The sequence below is a fragment of the Spiroplasma syrphidicola EA-1 genome (assembly GCF_000400955.1).
GTDB lineage: Bacteria > Bacillota_I > Bacilli_A > Mycoplasmatales > Mycoplasmataceae > Spiroplasma > Spiroplasma syrphidicola.
Map to the genome: position 1 here is coordinate 207674 of NC_021284.1, position 20003 is coordinate 227676.

17 protein-coding genes are annotated in these 20003 nt (G+C 32.0%); 16 read left to right on the forward strand and 1 reads right to left on the reverse strand.

The window, feature by feature from the left end; genetic code table 4:
* Positions 1-60: 60 nt before the first annotated feature.
* The 15 genes from SSYRP_RS00920 to SSYRP_RS00990 all read left to right on the forward strand — a co-directional run bounded on the left by SSYRP_RS00920 (position 61) and on the right by SSYRP_RS00990 (position 17652).
* Positions 61-1362 (forward strand): adenylosuccinate synthase, encoded by a 1302-nt coding sequence (locus tag SSYRP_RS00920; protein ID WP_016340441.1) that lies wholly within the window; start codon positions 61-63, stop codon positions 1360-1362.
* Complete coding sequence (gene purB, locus SSYRP_RS00925) at positions 1362-2654, forward strand: adenylosuccinate lyase (protein ID WP_016340442.1); 1293 nt, start codon at positions 1362-1364, stop codon at positions 2652-2654. The genes SSYRP_RS00920 and purB overlap by 1 nt, the downstream gene beginning before the upstream one ends.
* Positions 2655-2664: 10 nt before the next feature.
* On the forward strand, positions 2665-3234 hold the full coding sequence (pth, locus tag SSYRP_RS00930; RefSeq protein ID WP_016340443.1) for an aminoacyl-tRNA hydrolase: 570 nt from the start codon (positions 2665-2667) through the stop codon (positions 3232-3234).
* Positions 3224-4135 (forward strand): 16S rRNA (cytidine(1402)-2'-O)-methyltransferase, encoded by a 912-nt coding sequence (gene rsmI / locus SSYRP_RS00935; RefSeq protein WP_016340444.1) that lies wholly within the window; start codon positions 3224-3226, stop codon positions 4133-4135. Before pth ends, rsmI begins: the two co-directional genes overlap by 11 nt.
* Entirely contained in the window at positions 4119-4868 is a 750-nt protein-coding gene (locus SSYRP_RS00940; RefSeq protein WP_016340445.1) for a hypothetical protein, read from the forward strand. Before rsmI ends, SSYRP_RS00940 begins: the two co-directional genes overlap by 17 nt.
* 54 nt (positions 4869-4922) lie before the next feature.
* Positions 4923-5795: a hypothetical protein gene (locus SSYRP_RS00945; protein ID WP_016340446.1), complete on the forward strand. Its 873-nt coding sequence runs from the start codon at positions 4923-4925 to the stop codon at positions 5793-5795.
* A 300-nt stretch (positions 5796-6095) separates the two neighbouring features.
* Positions 6096-7295 (forward strand): arginine deiminase, encoded by a 1200-nt coding sequence (locus tag SSYRP_RS00950; protein ID WP_016340447.1) that lies wholly within the window; start codon positions 6096-6098, stop codon positions 7293-7295.
* Positions 7296-7323: 28 nt separating this feature from the next.
* Complete coding sequence (gene argF, locus SSYRP_RS00955) at positions 7324-8328, forward strand: ornithine carbamoyltransferase (protein ID WP_016340448.1); 1005 nt, start codon at positions 7324-7326, stop codon at positions 8326-8328.
* 52 nt (positions 8329-8380) lie between these two features.
* Complete coding sequence (locus SSYRP_RS00960) at positions 8381-9880, forward strand: YfcC family protein (protein ID WP_016340449.1); 1500 nt, start codon at positions 8381-8383, stop codon at positions 9878-9880.
* A 35-nt stretch (positions 9881-9915) separates the two neighbouring features.
* Positions 9916-10848 carry a carbamate kinase gene (gene arcC / locus SSYRP_RS00965; protein ID WP_016340450.1) on the forward strand — a complete coding sequence of 311 codons (933 nt, stop codon included), beginning with the start codon at positions 9916-9918 and terminating at the stop codon, positions 10846-10848.
* A gap of 200 nt (positions 10849-11048) precedes the next feature.
* Entirely contained in the window at positions 11049-12296 is a 1248-nt protein-coding gene (locus SSYRP_RS00970) for a DEAD/DEAH box helicase (RefSeq protein WP_016340451.1), read from the forward strand.
* A gap of 163 nt (positions 12297-12459) precedes the next feature.
* Positions 12460-13824, forward strand: a complete 1365-nt coding sequence (locus tag SSYRP_RS00975; RefSeq protein ID WP_236608049.1) for a hypothetical protein — start codon at positions 12460-12462, stop codon at positions 13822-13824.
* A gap of 89 nt (positions 13825-13913) precedes the next feature.
* Positions 13914-15920, forward strand: coding sequence for a type I DNA topoisomerase (gene topA / locus SSYRP_RS00980; RefSeq protein WP_016340453.1), 2007 nt, complete (start codon positions 13914-13916; stop codon positions 15918-15920).
* Positions 15921-16000: 80 nt separating this feature from the next.
* Positions 16001-16324, forward strand: coding sequence for a S1 RNA-binding domain-containing protein (locus SSYRP_RS00985; protein WP_016338589.1), 324 nt, complete (start codon positions 16001-16003; stop codon positions 16322-16324).
* A 47-nt stretch (positions 16325-16371) separates the two neighbouring features.
* Positions 16372-17652 (forward strand): glucose-6-phosphate isomerase, encoded by a 1281-nt coding sequence (locus SSYRP_RS00990; protein WP_016340454.1) that lies wholly within the window; start codon positions 16372-16374, stop codon positions 17650-17652.
* Between the two features lie 18 nt (positions 17653-17670).
* Here SSYRP_RS00990 and coaD read toward each other — a convergent pair whose 3' ends face one another.
* Positions 17671-18093, reverse strand: coding sequence for a pantetheine-phosphate adenylyltransferase (gene coaD, locus SSYRP_RS00995; RefSeq protein ID WP_016340455.1), 423 nt, complete (start codon positions 18091-18093; stop codon positions 17671-17673).
* A 205-nt stretch (positions 18094-18298) separates the two neighbouring features.
* Here coaD and SSYRP_RS01000 point away from each other — a divergent pair, with 205 nt between their 5' ends.
* Positions 18299-19966, forward strand: coding sequence for a ribonuclease J (locus SSYRP_RS01000; protein ID WP_016340456.1), 1668 nt, complete (start codon positions 18299-18301; stop codon positions 19964-19966).
* The last annotated feature ends 37 nt before the right edge of the window (positions 19967-20003 follow it).

Below are 20003 nucleotides of genomic sequence, written 5' to 3' on the forward strand. Positions count from 1 at the left end.
TTTCCCCCGTTTTGTAATATTATTAAAATAGTTGAAAAAAAGATTAGAGGAGGAAATCAAATGAGTACAGAAAAATATTCAACCCTAGCGGTTGTTGGAAGTCAATGAGGAGATGAAGGGAAGGGGAAGATTACCGATTATTTTGCTCAAAAAGCTGATTTTGTTGTTCGTTGAGCTGGTGGGGATAATGCTGGCCATACGATAGTGATTGATGGGGTAAAATACAAGTTAAGTTTAGTACCATCGGGAATTTTTAATCAAAACTCAATTAATGTAATTGGGACAGGATGTGTAATTAATTTACGAAAATTAATTACAGAAATTAAATATTTAAAAGAACATGGCATTAATTGTCAAAATTTACGTATTAGTAATCGTGCTCATTTAATTTTTCCATATCATATGAAAATTGATGAACTACAAGAAGAATATCGTCAAGATCAAAAAATTGGGACAACAAAAAAAGGGATTGGACCATGTTATCAAGATAAAGCGGAACGAATTGGAATTAGAGTTGGGGATTTATTTGATCCACAAAACTTTTATACCCAGTTAGAACGTAATTTAAAATTTAAAAACGAAGTATTAACAAAAATCTTTGGGGCAGAACCATTTTCAGCCCAAGAAATTTATGACGAATATTTAGGGTTATTTGCGGAAATTAAGGAATTAGTTACAGATACATCATTTTTAATTGATAATGCTATCAAGGCGGAGAAAAAGGTTTTATTTGAAGGAGCCCAAGGGGTAATGTTAGATTTAGATCATGGGACATATCCATTTGTTACATCATCAAATCCTTCAGCAGCATCAATTCCAACGGGAGTTGGGATTGCACCGCGCTATATTAATAATGTAATTGGGATTGTAAAAGCTTATAATACTCGTGTTGGAACAGGAGCTTTTCCATCTGAAATTTTTGGGGAAACTGCTGACTACATCCGCGAAGTTGGAAAAGAATATGGGACAGTTTCGGGCCGTCCCCGTCGAATTGGCTGATTTGATGCTGTTTTAATGAAGCATTCACTACGTACTAGTGGTTATACAAGTATGGCAATTATGTTATTAGATGTCTTAACAACAATTGAAGAAATTAAAATTTGTGTTGGTTATCAATACAATGGTCAAACAATTGACTATATTCCAAGTACGATTAAAGAATATGAAAAATGTGAACCAGTTTGAATTACAATGCCTGGATGAAAAGAAGATATTACAAATGTTACGGCTTTTAGCCAATTGCCACTTAACGCGCAACAATATTTAAATAAATTAGCCGAAATTGTTGGAGTGACAATTAGTTTATTCTCGGTTGGGCCCGATCGTAAACAAACAATTTTATTAGATGAGGAGATTTTTTAATGATTGAACGTTATCAAGTTCCAGAAATTAGTGCAATTTGAAATGATGATCATAAATATGCAATTTGAGCCAAAATTGAATTGCTTGTTTGTGAAGGATGAGCTGCGCTTGGGATAATCCCTGCAAGTGATATAGGTAAAATGGCAACTAACTTAAAAGTTGATTTGCCCCGGATGTTAGAGCTTGAAGAAGAAACAAAACATGATGTTGTTGCTTTTACAAGGATGTTATCAGAATCATTAGAAGCGGAAAAACGCTGAATCCATTTTGGTTTAACTTCAACAGATATTGTTGATACAAGCCAAAACTATTTAATGATGCAATCAAACTTAATTGTTTTAGAGCAATTACAACAGTTAAGTAATATTTTAAAAACTAAGGCCGAAGCATATCGTCACCAATTGATTATGGGTCGCACCCATGGGATGTTTGCTGAACCAACATCACTAGGTTTAAAATTTTTATTATGGTATGAGGAATTACAACGTTGTTTAGCCCAATTTAAACAAGGAGCAAAGAATGTTGCTGTTGTTAAAATTTCTGGTTCTGTTGGAAACTTTGCTCATATTGAACCTGCTGTTGAAGAATTTGTCGCCAAAAAATTAGGAATGGCCAGTGATCCAATTACGACCCAAGTTACTTCACGTGATCGCCATGTTAGTTTATTTACTGCTTTTGGTCAAATTGCTAGTTTATTAGAAAAAATGGCAATTGAGTTTCGTCATTTCCAACGAACAGAAGTGGGAGAATTAGCAGAAGGATTTAGTAAACAACAAAAAGGTTCATCTTCAATGCCTCATAAAAAAAATCCGATTAGTTCCGAAAACATTTGTGGTTTAGCACGATTAATTCGTAGTAATATGCAAGTTACTTTTGAAAATAATTTATTATGACATGAACGTGATATTTCTCATAGTAGTAATGAACGAATTATTATTCCGGATACTTATCATTTAGTTGTCTATACGGTAAAACGAATGATAAATGTTATTACTAATATTGTTGTTAATGAAGAACGGATTGCTAATAATATTACGCAAGCACGGGGAATTTATTTTAGCCAAGTTATTTTAACAGCGATTATCAAAGAAACAAATTATTCACGCGAAGAAATTTATGATTTTATTCAGAAGTGTACGTTATTAGCGCAAGCAGAGCAACAAGACTTTAAAACAGTTTTAATTAACAATGGTGTTGAAAAATATTACCCATTGGCAAAATTAGAAGAATTGTTTGACATAAAATACTTTTTACGAAATGTTGATAAAATTTATCAACGGGTATTAGGATAAGGATGAAAAAATGAAATTAATTGTCGGATTAGGAAACCCAGGGGGAGAATACCAGTTGACGCGCCATAATGTCGGCTTTTTAGCGATTGATCGATTAGTGGCGAAATACCAAGCGCAAGGCCCAAAGCAAGGTTTTGATGGATTATATTGGGAAACTAAAATTAATGGGGAAAAAGTATTTTTCCTTCAACCCCAAACTTATATTAATTTAAGTGGGAAAAGTGTTGGGGCGATGCAACATTTTTTCAAAATTCCAACAAGTGATTTATTAATTATTTATGATGATAAAGATATTGAATTTGGCAAAATTAAATTACGACCAACAGGATCAAGCGCTGGTCATAATGGGATTAAAGATTTAATTAATAAGTTAGGGACAGAAAAATTTTGTCGGATTAAAATTGGGATTGGCAATAATAGGTTAATTGCGATGCATAATTGAGTGCTTGGCAAGTTTTCACCACAAGAATTAGGAACTTTAGAAAATGAAGTTTTTGTTAAAACAACCGAATTAGTTGGAAAATATCTTGAACAAAATATTAGTTTTGAAAAGTTAATGAGTGAGTATAATGGCAAATAGGGTTAAACAATATAGTTTTAAAAGTACATTACCAACTGTTTATTTAGTGGCGACCCCAATTGGAAACTTAGGGGAAATGACACCGCGGGCTGTTGATGTTTTAACAAATCAAGTGGCAAAAATTTATTGTGAAGATACGCGCAATACCCTAAAGCTCTTAAACCATTTTGGGATTCATAAGGAATTAATTTCATTAAATAAAGATAATGAAAAAGAACGTTATACGAAGATTGCCGGGGATTTAGCTAATAATCTTTCAATTGCCATTGTTAGTGATGCTGGTTATCCATTAATTAGTGATCCTGGCTATTATATTATCAATAACTTAATTGCTGATCAGAATTGTAATATTGTCCCGGTGTCAGGGGCTAATGCGGCTTTAAATGCTTTAGTTGCTTCAGGGTTAAATCCGACCCACTTTTTGTTTTATGGTTTTTTAGCAGCACAAGGGGTTAAGAAAAAAGAACAATTGGCTAGTTTACACGAATTTCCATACACAACGATTTTTTATGAAAGTCCGCACCGGCTATTGGCAACTTTAGCATTAATTGAGCAACAATGAGGTAATCGGTTGTGTTGTGTTGTCAAAGAATTAACGAAAATTCATGAGCAGTTTTATCGCGGACCAATTACTGAATTATTAACAATCTTACCAACAGAAGCAAATCTTGAACAAGGGGAATATGTTATTGTTGTAGCGGGTTATGATTTAGCAACTAATAAAGCTAGGCCAGGAGATTTCGAACTTGTCGAGGAAGTTGATTTTTTAATCAAAAATAATAATTATCGAATTAAGCAAGCAATTGATATTATTGCAAATAAATATGATATTAGTAAAAATATTTTATATAATATGTATCATAAAAGTATAGGTGATGAAGACAATGAAACAAAAAGCTAAATTTTCATTTTTAGTATTATTCTGTGGCTTAGAATTTGCTGTTTTATTATCTTCATTTTTATATTATGTTTTGAGCTATAAGCTAAATGTCGTAAATTATTTCTTTTATTTTATTAGTTGATGAAGTGTGCAAACTGATGTTGTGATTCTTTTATTTGGTCTAATTAATTTACTAGCTTTTTTACCAAAAATTAAGGGTAAATTAGCGCAGAGCTATGGGTTTATTCTTTATGTCTTATTTGCGGCAATTTTAACAATGCTCTTTTTTACTGTTAGTATCATTGTCGGGGTTATTACAAAAGTGAATTTTGTCCCAAAAAATGGTAATTTAGGATTATATTGATTTTTTACAATTGTTCAGCATTGACTATGCCCGATTCTTTTTATCCTTTATTATGCTTTATTTGTTGTAAAACAAACTGTTAATGTTAAAAATTTTTATCGCAATACATTATATAAGTTTTATTTGCATCCAATGTTATATACTATTTTAATTGCGATTCGCCAAGCAGTTTTATTAATATTACCCGTTGATAGTCAGTTATGGGCTTTTACCGAAGGGATTAATTACTATGTCCCATATTTTTTCCAAGATTTTCGTCATCCCGAATACTATATCTTATATTTAGTAACGCTAGCAATTATGCTCTTTTTCTTAATTAGTATTATTATTCGAATCAATAATCTAATTATTTTAAAAAAAGAATTAAATAACCGCAATTTAATTAATTAAATCTTAAAATTGCGGTAAAATTAAATTATAACAAGATGAAAGGATTTTAATATAATGGCAGAAAATAATTTTTGAACTGATGTTGAAAAAGGAATGTTAGAATATCTAACAAAATATTTAGAGGCTTTTAAAACAAATTATAACAGCAATAATGTGGCAAAAGATCCCCGTGTTGATGCCTTTTTAGGAGAAATTGCAAAGAAAGAGGGCTTTGAAGATTTATTTAATTACACAAAGAGTGAAATTAAAAACTTGTTTGATGAGTTAAGAAAAGACTATTTTAATGATAAAAACCCTGAACAAGTTGAACAAAACAAAATAAATACTTTAATTGAAGTAAGTAAATTCTTTAATGCAGTAATTCCCTTACCACGTTTTTTAAATGATTTTATGGAAAGTGCTAAAAAATCAAGCCCAGTTGATCTAAACCAATTATTTGTTGCAATGATGAAATTAGAAGTGACTGAGTTGGTTAAAATGTATGATGAAAGTATTAAAGGCTTGGATCCTTCCGTTGATAAGTGTCTGGAAGATATTAATAAATCAACTGATGCCTTGGAAATTTGAAATTTAATTAATCAATTAGGACTATTTTTACAACGAAACATCAGTTTAGCTAATTTTTCCGAAGCAAAAGAAACCGAAAAATTAAATGCCCAACTAGCAAACCTTGATAAAGTTGAGCAAGATTATAAGGCGGGAAAAGTAAAATTACCAGAATTTAATAAAGAAAAAATTGTTGGGGAAATTAAAGCTTATCATGATTTTGTTTTAAAATTAACTGCTGAACAACGTAACGAAATCGTCGAAAAAACAAGCGAATATCGTAATCGTGTCTTGCCGTTAGTTCAAATTATTCAGTGCTTACATGACTTATTAATGTCAATTCTAACCGCAACTAATATTATCAATTCAGATAAACAATAAAAGGAAAATTTTTATTAAATTTTCCTTTTATTTTCGGAATTTTTTGAAAAAAATTATTGCAAATACAAATAAAAAGGAGTATTCTAAAACTAGAAGGATAAAACCGTAGTATTAGCAAACTAACTTGTACTCACAGTTAGGCAAATTATAAAATAAAACTAAAGATGTGGAACAATTACGCATGTAATTTACTTTTTAATGCGCCTAATTTTATTCTTTAAATATTTATTGTGTACCAACTAAAGCATTTAGGTATATTAACTTAGCATTAGTGGTAGTTTTAGAAGGAGGAATGTATTTATGGCAGGTAAATACGCTATTAATGTATATTCGGAAATAGGAAATTTAAAAACAGTATTATTACACCGTCCCGGTGATGAGTTGGCTAATTTGTCACCAGATCTTTTAGAAAGATTGTTATTTGATGACACCCCTGATTTGGTGGTAGCGCAACAAGAACATGATGCTTTTGCAAAAGCGTTAAAAGATAATGGTGTTGAGGTATTATATATTGAAAAGTTGACTGAAGAAACTATTACAGAGCATCCACATTTACGTGAAGAATTATTAACAAAATTTTTGGCAGAATCTGGAGCAAATAAGGAATATTTAGAAGAATTAAAAAAATATTTACAAAAATTATCTAACAAGGACTTAGTAAATAAAATGATTGCGGGAGTAACAAAACATGAACTAGGGGTACCAGTTAAAGATGGTTATCCATTAGTTGTTGACCCTCTTCCAAATATTTTATTCCAACGTGACCCATTTGCCTCAATTGGAAATGGGGCAACAATTAACCATATGTTTACCGTAACAAGAAGACGAGAAACTTTATTTATTGATCTTGTTTTAAAACATCACGCCCGTTTTAAAGACCAAGTAAACTTTTGATATGATCGCGAAGAAAACCACAGTATTGAAGGGGGAGACATTTTAGTTTTAAATGAAAAAGCCTTAATTATTGGGGTTTCACAACGAACAGAATTAGAAGCAATTAAAAAAGTGGCGGAAAGAATTATTGCTGATAGCTCAATTTCATATGAAAAAGTTATTGCTTTAGATTTAAAAACAAAAAACCGTGCTTTTATGCATTTAGATACCGTTTTCACAAACATTGATTATGATAAATTTATTGCTCACCCGCTAATTTTTGAAAACATCAATGAATTCCAAATTTTTGAAATTACAAAAACTGGAATGAATAAAATTGATAAAAAATTAGAAGACTATTTATCAGAACAAGTTGGGAAACCAGTTCAGTTCTTAAAATGTGGTGGAGATGACCCAATTGCACAAGCGAGAGAACAATGAAATGATGGAACAAATGTTCTAACAATTAAACCAGGAGAAGTTATTGCATATTCCCGTAATCATATTACAGTGGAAATTTTGAAAAAAGCAGGAGTAAAAGTGCATGAAATTGCTTCATCAGAATTATCACGTGGTCGTGGTGGACCTCGTTGTATGTCAATGCCAATCTGGCGAGAAGATATTTAAGAGAATGAAAAACAAGGAGATTTAGAAAATGGCAGTTAATTTAAAAGGAAGAAGTTTTCTAAAATTATTAGACTTCACCCCAAGAGAAATTTATTATTTATTAGATTTATCAAAACAATTAAAAGAGGCAAAATATGCTGGGGTTGAACAAAAACCATTAGCAGGAAAATCAGTGGCCTTATTATTTCAAAAAGACTCAACAAGAACTCGTTGTGCATTTGAAGTAGGTGCTTTTGATTTAGGAATGCACCCCGTTTATTTAGGCCCAAGTGGTAGCCAAATGGGAAAAAAAGAATCAATCGAAGATACGGCAAAAGTTTTAGGACGTATGTTTGATGGGATTCAATTCCGTGGTTATAAACAAGCTGATGTAGAAGATTTGGCAAAATATTCTGGTGTACCAGTGTGAAATGGATTAACCGATGAATTTCACCCAACCCAAATGTTAGCGGATATTATGACAATCCAAGAAGCAAAAGGAATTCGTAATGTTAAAGGCTTAAAATTTGTTTACTTTGGTGATTCACGCTTTAACATGGCGAATAGTTATATGGTTGTTTGTGCTAAATTAGGGATGCATTTTGTTGGATGTGCCCCAAAAGACTTATGACCAAATGAAAAACTGTTAAAAGAATGTCAAGCAATTGCAAAAGAAAATGGCGGTTCAGTTGTTATGACTGATGATCCTAAAACAGCTGCAATTGGAGCTGATGCAATTGCAACAGATGTCTGAGTATCAATGGGAGAAGACCCTGCTGTTTGAGGGCAACGAATTAAAGATTTAACGCCATACCAAGTAACAATGGATAAAATTAAACAAGGGAAAGAAGATGTTATTTTCTTACATTGTTTACCAAGTTTTCATGATGACAAAACTGATACAGCCAAAGATGTTATTAAACAATTTGGGGGAACAGGAGAATTAGAAGTAACCGATGAAGTGTTCAATTCACGTTATTCACATGTTTTTGAAGAAGCGGAAAATCGTTTACATACAATTAAAGCCGTAATGTTAGCAACAATTCGCGGATAATAATGTATACTAATATTACGATTAATTAATAGAAAGGAGAAAAATATTAATTATGAGTGACTTAAAACCGAAAAATAAAAAGAAGTTTAAGTTTAAATTACCGACTGCCTTTACAATTTTATTAGGAATTACGTTATTAATTATTATTATTTCATGAATTCCAAACACAACTGGACCATGAACAGATAGTAATAATGAAGTGCACAAAGGTGGTGCTGCCGGGATTTTTGACTTATTCTTAGCGCCAATGTATGGTTTTCGTGATAAAGTTGATGTCATTGTCTTTATTTTAGTCTTAGGGGGATTTTTAGGAATCGTTATTGAATCTAAAGCCCTTGATGCTGGAATTGGCCGCTTAGTTGCGAAAATGAAAGGCCGTGAAGTTTGAATAATTCCAATTATCATGGTGTTATTTTCAATTGGAGGAACAGTTTACGGAATGGGAGAAGAAACTATTGCCCTGTATCCTGTTATTATTCCAGTTTTATTAGCCGCTGGATTTGATGTCCTAACGGCGATTATGACAATTCTATTAGGAGCCGGATTAGGAGTTATTGGTTCAACTTTAAACCCTTTTGTCGTGCAAATTGCCGTTGATAATGCCGGAGTTGAAGGATTAACTTCTTCAACAGGGATTGTTTGAAGAATTGTTTCTTGAGTATTGCTTACTGCAGGAGGGATTAGTTTTGTAATGTGATATGCGTTACGTGTTCGTCGTGACCCAACAAAATCACCATTATTTAGCCGTAAAGACTTCTATGAAGGAGAATTTGCGATTGCTGAAAACTTACCAGAGTATACAAAAAAACGTAAAGCAATTATGGGGTTATTTACCATTACCTTTATTTTAATGATTTTCTCATTAATTGCTTGAAGCCAATTTGGCGTCAGTGCTTTTGACTCAATGACAAATTGAGTTAGTGAACATGCACCATGAATTGCTAATTTCTATGTCCCATTGGGAAAATGATATTTCTTAGAAATTGCCGCTTTATTCTTCATTGCTTCAATTGTTATTGCTGCTTTTGACTGAAAAGGGGAAGAAAAATTAGTTAATGGTTTTGTTCGAGGGTCTGCTGATATTTTATCAGTATGTTTAATTATTGCTTTTGCAGCTGGTATTGGTTATATTATGCAAAATACCGGAATGCAAACAAAATTAGTTAATGGGTTATCATCACCAATGTCAGGATTAGGAACAACTGGATTTATTATTGTTGCCTTCCTCTTCTTCTTGATTATTTCGTTTGTTATCCCATCGACATCAGGATTTGCAACTGCAGTTTTCCCAATTTTAGGACCAGTTGCCAATAGTGTTACATCAGGACTAGCATCAGGAACAATTACCGCGTTCTCATTTGCCAACGGAATTATTAATTTAGTTTCCCCAACAAGTGCGATCTTAATGGCGGCATTGTCAATTTCAAAAGTTTCATATGATAAATTCTTAAAAGCCGCTTGACCAGTCATTGTTGGAATTGTAGGCTTAGCAATTATTTTATTAGCAACAGGATCATTATTACCAATTTCAAATGGTGGAGTTTGATTCTAATTATTAGTTAATAATAAGAGAAAGGAATTAACATTATGGCTCGAATTGTCGTTGCCTTAGGAGGAAATGCCTTAGGGAATTCTCCTCTTGAACAACAAGAAATCGTGAAAGAAACCGCCAAAGCAATGGTTGATATTATTGCTAGTGGCCAAGAATTAATTATTGCCCATGGAAATGGTCCACAAGTTGGAATGATTAACAATGCTTTTGAAGAAGCAGCAAAAGTTAACAATAAAATCCCGCTAATGCCATTTCCAGAATGTGGGGCAATGTCACAAGCATATATTGGTTTCCATTTGCAAAATGCGATTCTAAACGAATTAACAAAACGTCAAATTAAAAAAAATGTTGTTACAGTTGTGACGCAAGTGGAAGTTGATCCCAAAGATCCTGCTTTCCAAAATCCAACTAAACCAATTGGAGCTTTTTATTCCGAACAAGAAGCAAAAGCTCTCGCGGCAAAAAATAATTTTACCGTTAAAGAAGATGCGGGGCGGGGATGACGACGAGTAATTGCTTCACCCCAACCGTTAAAAATTGTTGAAAAACAAATTATTGAAGATTTACTTGCGGCTGGTCATATTGTTATTACTGTCGGAGGGGGAGGAATCCCAGTGATTAATGCACCCGACGGTTTACATGGTGTCCCAGCGGTAATTGATAAGGATTTTGCTAGTGCCAAACTAGCAGAAGTTGTTAAAGCAGATTATTTAATGATCTTAACAGCTGTTCCCCAAGTTGCAATTAATTATGGTAAACCAGAGCAAAAAATGCTTGATCATTTGACAATCAGCCAAGCAAATGAGTATATTAGCCAAAATCAATTTGCCCCAGGTAGTATGTTGCCAAAAGTCCAGGCTGCAATGCGTTTTGCCCAACTGGGAAAAGATAAAACAGCAATTATTGCTGATTTAGCGCAAGCAAAAGATGCAATTGCTGGTAAAGCTGGAACAACAATTAAATTATAAGAAAAAGGAAGAAATTCCTTTTTTATTTAGGTTAAATAAGACTCGGGTAAGGTTAAAATTATTTTGTTTGACTTTTTAAGCAAATAGTATATGATTATAAAAGTTGTCGGGAGTTTTAGACCAGAAATTATTAAGGAAGAAGTTTTTTATAATATCGCAGATTTTATTTTCTCTCTACAATATTATATAAAGGAGAAAAAATGGAATTTAATCAATTAAATTTAAAACCAGAATTGCTACGTGCAATTGAAAAAGAAGGATACACCAATCCAACTGAAATTCAAGCTAAATCAATTCCTGTGATTTTTGATAATAAAGATTTATTAGGAAAAAGTCATACTGGAACTGGTAAAACTGCCGCTTTTTTATTACCAATTTTAAGTAACTTACAATTAGAATTTAAACGTCCGCAGGCTATTATTTTATGTCCAACTCGTGAGTTGGCAATTCAAGTTCTTAACCAAATTCGTAAGTTTTCCCAATTCTTACAAGGAGTTAATGCAACATTAATTTGTGGAGGGTCAAATATGGCCAACCAAATTTATGGGTTAAAAAAATGTAACATTGTCGTGGGAACACCAGGGCGAGTTATTGATCACTTAAACCGTCGTACTTTACGATTAAACAATATTAAAACAATTGTTTTAGATGAAGCCGATGAAATGTTAAAAATGGGATTCAAAAAGGATATTGACCAAGTTTTTAGTAATATTCCTAATGAACATCAAACGCTATTATTTTCAGCAACAATGCCAAAAGGGGTATTGGAAATTGTTGATAAATATCAAAAAGAACCAGTGCAAATTAAAATTAGTCACCAAGATCGTGAACAAAATAATATTAAACAATATTATGTTAACGCCCAAGGGTACAATAAAACTGATGCTTTTATTAATTTAATTAAAGCAACTAATCCACAATTAAGTATTATCTTTGCTAATACAAAAATAATGACAAATCAATTGTCAAAATTATTGTTAGAACAAGGAATTAAAAATACAGTTATTAATGGGGATAAAACTCAAGGTGAACGTGTTCGTGCGATGCGAGAATTCCGTGCCGGAAACGTTAAAGTTTTAATTGCAACCGATGTTGCTGCTCGTGGAATTGATGTTGAAGGAATTGACTATGTTTATAACTATGATTTACCGTTAGAACAAGAAGTTTATACTCACCGTATCGGAAGAACAGCTCGTGCTGGAGCCGAAGGGGTTGCTATTTCAATTATTAGTACAAGAAAAGATTTCTTACATTTAAAAAGTATTGAAAAATACCAAAGAAAAGAAACTGAATTGTATAACCTTGATTTATCAATGTTACCACAAGAAAAATCACACAATTCAAATCGCTCATCAAATCGTGGATGACATTCTAACTTTAAAAAGAGTGCGCCTGGGAATTGAAAAAGTGGTGGAAAATCTGGTAAATCTAACAAAAAATTTCGTTAGTAATTATTTAAAAAGACTTTAATTTTTAAAATAATATTATATAATGAAATTAGAGATTAGACTTTATAGTCTACTCTAGCCAAAAACGGGTATTCCCGTTTTTATTTTGCCGTTTTTTATGTTATAATATATGGGTAAAATACAAAGTACGGGTGAAATATTAATGAAGAACAATTATCCACAGCATTACAAACATCAATGTGATAATAACTGTCGCGGGCATCAACATCAAATGCAGCCTTTTTCATATTATCCATATCCTCCTCAAACAGGTTATTCTTATCCACAACCAGGTGTTCAAAATAATCCGTTAGTGGGCTATTCAATTCCCCAAAATTCACCAATGATGAATATGGGATATCCGTACCAAATGCCAATGCAATATTATCCCCAACAACAATTACCACCCCAAATAATGCCAGTAATTCAACCAATTATTCAACAACCAGTATATCCCCCATATAATAATTTAGGAACTGGGGGAAATTATTTTGATCATCAGCGAAAAGATTTAAATTTTGGTCCTGATGGGCAGCGTAATTTACAAAAACCACTTAATGTTGAAGAAGAATATAATTGAGCAGTTCATATTTCAGATATTTTAGATGAATTTATTAATCGTGACCGTCATACTCGCCATGATCGCGATTATCAAAAATTACAAACTAATGTTAAAACTTCCTTAGCACGTTTTAAAACAACCCCAGTTGTAACTGATGATTTATTACCACCAGTTAGGCCTAATGAATCAGTGGGAGTAGAAAAAGAACAAAAATTAGCTGTTGATTTAAACCCTCCTATCCGTCAAGAAGTTTCACCAATTAATAACGTCATTGCTAATCCAGGTTTACCTGAATCAGTTATTGCAAATGATACTGCAATTAATAAGGAAATTAGTAGCGAAATTAATAAAGAAATTATCAAAGAAAACTTAGCGGTTGATTCAAAAAATAATTTTAATTTCTTAGATTTAAGTGATATTGAGAGTGACTTTAATATTCAAGACAATGATAATTTAATTACTAATCCCGATTTTTTAACTGACATTTCTGATTTTACTAATAGCAATGAACTAAGTGAATTTGAAACTGATTTTATTGATTTATCTGGATTACAAGGCCAAGTCCTTGATTCCGCCCCAGCGCAACCAACCTATCAGGATTATGAGCTAAAAACAGCCTTAGGAAAGATTTCAGCTAGTGAGATTTATCAAAAAATGTTTGATGAGTATGGAGAACAAAAGATTAGTCAGTTTGATGTAATGGAAACGTTTGGCATTACCGAAAAACAATATAATAAATTAATTGATAATTTTTATAATATAGGTAAAGCGGCTAAAAAAATCAGTGCTGATGATGTGGAATATGTAAATACTTCCCATAAAACCAAAAAACGAATTGCCTTATATGTCTTTTTAGGTATTTTAGGAGCTATAATTCTGTTATGTGCTATTGCTGTCATCTTATATTTTACAGTTCCAAGTGTCCATGACTTATTTGAAGGATGATTTAAGACAATATTTAAATAAAACAATCAAATTATGATTGTTTTTTTAATTATTCGGTATAATATGTAATGATATTTAGGTAATTGATAAATTAACAAGGAGACAAGGACATGTCAAACACATTAGTAATTATGGAATCCCCAACTAAAACTAAAGCTGTGCAAAAATATTTAGGCGAAGGTTTTATTGTCTTATCATCGGAAGGTCATATTCGAAACTTAGCAACAACTGGCGAATTTGGCTTAGGAGTTGATATTAATACTTTTGAACCAAAATATAAGATGGAACGTAATAAAAAAGAACTTGTTAAAGAACTAAAAGGGTTAGCTAAAACAGCCCAATTAGTTGTTCTGGCAACTGACCCTGATCGTGAAGGAGAGGCAATTGCTTATCATTTAAATGAAGTATTAGGTTGCCAAGATAAATCAAAGCGCGTTCGATTTAATGAAATTACTAAAGATGCTGTTTTAACGGCATTTGAAAACCAAACTGAAATTGATATGAATTTAGTAAAATCACAAGAAGCACGCCGTATTTTAGACCGTTTTATTGGGTTCCGTTTAAGTAAATTATTACAAAAAAAGATTAGATCAAAATCAGCAGGGCGTGTGCAATCTGTTGCTTTAAAATTAGTTGTTGAACGGGAAAAAGAATGACAAAGTTTTGTGCCAGAAGAATATTGAACAATTGAAGGAACATATAAAAAGGCCGCGGTTAAATTAAGTAAATATAATAATCAAAAACTAGAGTTAAAAACAGAACCGGAAGTTCTAAAAATTAAAAAACAAATTAATAATCAATTCCTTGTAACAGAAATTAAAGAACAAGAGCGTCAACGTAAATCACCAAATCCCCATACAACATCAACAATGTTGCAAGAGGCCAGCAGTAAATTAGGTTTTGCTTCAAATAAAACCTCGTTAATTGCCCAACAATTATATGAAGGAATTAAAGTTAGTGATAATATTACGGGATTTATTACTTATCCCCGAACAGATTCAATTCGTTTAAGTGAGAAATTTGTCCAAGATGCTTTTGATTATATTACTATTAATTATGGCCAAGAATATCTTGGCGAAGTAAAAACTAGTGCAAAAAAGAAAAATGTGCAAGATGCCCATGAGGCAATTCGCCCAACTGATTTAACAATGACTCCTGAACAAGCAAAAGACTATTTAACCCGCGATCAATTACGATTATATAAAATTATTTATGCCCGTAGTTTAGCAAGTTTAATGGCAAGTGCAAAATTAATTGGGAAAACAATTTTCTTAACAAATAATGGTTATGAATTTAAAATGACAGGAAGTACAGTTGCTTTTAGCGGATTTTTAAAATGCTATGCGTTTGATGATGAAAGTGACGATGAAATTATCAAATTACCAAATTTAAAAGTTGATAAAACAATTGAACTAGATGACTTATATGGGCTTCGTCATTTTACAAAACCTCCAAGTCGTTATTCAGAAGCAAAATTAATTAAACTGCTAGAAGAAATTGGGGTTGGTCGTCCTTCAACTTATGCCCCAATTATGCGAACATTAAAAGAACGTGGCTATATTATTGTTGAAAATAAAAGTATTAAAGCAACAGAAAAAGGGATTTTAACAAGTGATAAGCTACAAGAATTCTTTAATGATATTATTAATGAAACTTATACTTCCTCAATTGAAGAATCATTAGATGTTATTTCAAACGGAGAGTTAGACCCAAAGCCATTATTAAAAGAGTTTTGGGAACGCTTTGAACCACGAATTGAAGCGGCAATGGAATTAATGGAAGAAGTGCCAATTGAAAAAGCTGGGATTGACTGTCCTAATTGTGGCCTTGATTTGGTTTATCGGTATGGAAAGTATGGTAAATTTATTGCTTGCTCAGGTTTTCCAAAATGTCGTTATATTCATCAAACTGGGCCAAAATTTGGCCAGTGCCCTGATTGTGGTATTGGGGAAATTATTTTGAAGTTTAATAAACGCTATCAGCGTTTTAAAGCTTGTACGAATTATCCAAATTGTGAATACACTGATTCGTACCAAGAACCAAAGAATAATGCTGGGCAAGAAGCGGAAAACGAAAATACTGATCAAAACGGATTATATCGCATTAAAATTATTTAAGAAAATATTTTATCTTTATGAAAATTATTTTCATTGTTTTAATTATATAATTGGGTTAGTTTAGAAAGGGGATAAGTACTATGTATGATAAAGGACAAATGGTTACTGCAAAAATAACTAACATTACTCCTTTTGGAGCATTCTGTGAATTACAAAACGCTTCAGGATTAATCCACATTAGTGAATTTTCAGACTTTTTTGTACGTGACATTAAAGATTTTGTAAATATTGGAGACTCTGTAGAAGTTGAAGTTCTTGACTTTGATCCAAATAAAAAACAAGTGAAGTTAAGTTATAAGAGTTGTCGTCCAGAATTGTTGAAAAAGAACAATAACCAGATTCAAGAAACTGGGTCAGGATTTCAACCATTGCGTGATAAATTAAGTTCATTAACTGACAAATAGTAATATCAAAGATGTATAAAAATAATGGAAAGTGATGCTTTTAAATTATGATTAAAGTAAATTTAGCAAAGGCAATAGACGAAAAACTGCTTGAAAATTATCACCAAGAAGTTAAGAAAATTCATCAAATGATTCATAATAAGACCGGACCGGGCAATGAATTTTTAGGGTGAGTTGAATGACCAAAGGATTATCCTCATGATGAATTTATGGCAATGGAAAAATTAGGAAAAGCATTACAAACTGAAATTGATGTCTTAGTAGTAATTGGGATTGGGGGCAGCTATCTTGGCGCTCGCGCGGCAATTGAAATGATTAATGGCCTATCTTCCGAACCAAAAGTTAAAGTAATTTATGTTGGAAACACAATGTCTTCAACATATACGAAACAGGTTTTAGAATTCCTGGCAAATAAAGAATTTGGAATTTGTGTTGTTTCAAAATCAGGAACAACAACAGAACCAGCAATTGCATTTCGCTTATTTAAAGAGCTGTTAGAAGCCAAAAAAGGCAAAGCAATTGCCCAACAAAGAATTGTCGCAGTTACTGATCAACATCGGGGAGCATTAAAAGAGTTGGCAACAACAGAAGGTTATGCTAGTTTTGTTATTCCTGATGATATTGGGGGACGTTTCTCGGTTTTAACACCAGTTGGGATTTTTGCCATGATTGTTGCTGGCATTGATATTAATTTAGTGATGCAAGGTGCACAAGAAGCGTACCAAGATACCCTAAGTGATGATTTAACGAAAAATGAAGCTTATAAATATGCTGTTGGCCGTTATCTTTTAAATCACAACGAAAATTATTTGGCAGAAATGCTAGTTACATATGAGTTACAACTACAAATGGTTACTGAATGATGAAAACAATTATTTGGCGAATCAGAAGGAAAAGATGGTAAGGGGTTACTACCATTATCCTGTGTTTTTTCAACTGATTTACATTCATTAGGTCAATTTATTCAAGACGGAACGAAAAATATCTTTTTTGAAACAGTAATTAAAGTAAATCAACCAGAATTAGATTTAACATTAACAGCTGATCAGGATAACCTTGATGGCTTAAATTACTTAGCAGGTAAAACACTGCATCAAGTAAACAGTATTGCGATTGATGGGGTTATCAATGCTCATCATGAAACTGGGGGCGTACCAGTGATTTTATTAGAATTCAAAACAATGGACGCCAAAATGTTCGGTTACTTATCATATTGATTTATGAGAGCCTGTGCAATGTCTGCTTATTTGTTAGGGATTAATCCCTTTGACCAACCAGGTGTTGAAGTTTACAAACTTAATATGTTTAAACTATTAGGAAAAAAATAAAGGATTGATATCAATCCTTTATTTTTTTAATTTATTAATTTGTTTTAAAAAAGTTGATGAAATTTCATTTAACCCATAGTCCGCAATTAAGAAAATTGTCTCTAATTGTGGGTTTAATTTTTTCATGGCATAAGAAAGTTCTAACTCATATTTTAAATCGTCATTATTGCGCAGACCACGAATAATATAGCTAATCCCTAATTGTTCGGCCAAGCTACTAGTTAGTATTGTGTCATTAATTAAGACAGTAATATTTGGGCTGATTTCCGCGCACATTGCGTTAACTTTTGCGGCCCGTAAATTAATATCTGTTTGGGCTGTTTTCTCCAAATTATTTGAAACAACAACATAAAGGGTTGGAAATAATTTAATTGCTTTTTTAATAATATTAAGATGGCCATCATGAATTGGATCAAAACTGCCAGGAAACATTGCTTTCATAAAATTTTGGGGACCTTTCTTGTCAAAAATCACTATAATTTTGGCATAATAAAACTTCAAATTAATTTTTACATTTTATTTTAATAATTTTATAACTTAATGTATAATAAAACAAGATTACATTTATTTATAGAACATTTAATTGTTCACCATTTAACATAATAAATTGTAAATATGAGGAAATAGATAATAAGGAGATTATTTTATGGCAAAAATTAATTTTTTCGCCCTTGGGGGACTAGACGAGCGAGGGAAAAATTTATACTGTGTTGAAGTGGACCAAGATATTTTCATTTTTGATGCAGGAACAAAAAACCCAGAACGGGGAATTTTAGGGATTGATGTTGTTATTCCTAATTTTGATTACTTAAAGGACAATAAACAACGTATTAAAGGGATTTTTATCTCAAAACCATCTGATGAATGTTCAGAAGCAATAACATATATTTTAAAAGAATTACCATTAAAAGTTTATGGGAGTGATTTGGCATGTAGCATTTTAAACTTTCATTTACAACGTTTTAAAGTGAGAGGGAAAGAGGAATTATTTACCCCAATTTCAGCTAAACAAATCATTGATTTTGGTCAATGCCAAATTGAAGTGTTTTTAACAACAACAAGTATGCCAAATAGTTTTGGTTTTGCTTTACATACCCCAGATGGAACAATTATTTATACTGGTGATTATATGTTTGATGCAAAAGCTGAGACAAACTTTTCAACAGATTTACAACATTTGCAAAGTATTGTTGCTAAACAAAAAATCTTATTATTTTTATCAGAAGCAACAGCGGCTTCACGCCAAGACTATACAGCTCCTAATCATAAAATAAATATTTATGTCGAAAGAGCAGTTAAAGAAGCAAAAGGGCGCATTATTTTAGCTTGTTTTGATCAAGATTTACATAAAATTAGTGAATTATTTGATTTAGTTCGTGAAAATAATATTTCAGTTGGAATCTATGGGCAAACATTATTGGAAGCCTTAAAAGTTTTACGGGAAAATAAAAAAATGAACTTAGATGGTATTAATCTTGTTCCATTGCATGAAGCAGTTAGCCAAGAAAAATCATTAATTATTGTTACTGGTTCAGGAGAACGTTTATACAGTCGTTTAATTAAAATTGCTGGTGGTAATGATGATATTTTAGATATTAAAGAAACTGACATGATTATTTTAGCAACTCCACCAACACCAGGAAGTGAGTTAAACCATGCTAATGTTTTAGATGAATTAGCAAGAACAGTTGCTAAAACAATTGCTTTATCAGCAAAAAAAGTTTGAACAATGAATGCTAGTTTTGAAGATGTTAAATTAATGACATCAATTGTTAAACCAACTTACTTTATTCCGGTTAAAGGATTATACAAAGATTTTGTCTGAGCAAAAACTGCAGCAATTGAAGCGGGGGTTAATCCCGAAAACATCTTTTTATGTGATAATGGTGAAAATGTTGAATTTGTTGATGGGGTTTTTGCTAAAAAAGCTAATCGAATCAAAACCGCTGACTTATATGTCGACGGAATTGGGGTTGGTGACATTGGCGCTGTAGTCTTAAATGAAAGAAAGCAATTAGCAACTGATGGGGTTGTCATTGTTGGTGTTTCAGTTGATAGCAAAACAAAGGAAATTGCTTCTTTAATTGATACTCAAATGCGTGGAGTTATTTATATTCAAGAAAATAATGATATTTTTAAAAAAATGCAAAAAATTATTACTGATATTGTTGAAAAACATCATGGTCGTGCTGTTGCTGGAGAAATGTATGATATTAACGAAGTTAAAAATGAAATTCGTTCGGTATTAGCAACATTTGTTAAAACGGAAACAGGAAAAACACCAATTATTTTAGCAATCGTGAATGAAATCTAATTTTGTGATATATTTATAGTGTAAAGTAGTTTATTTT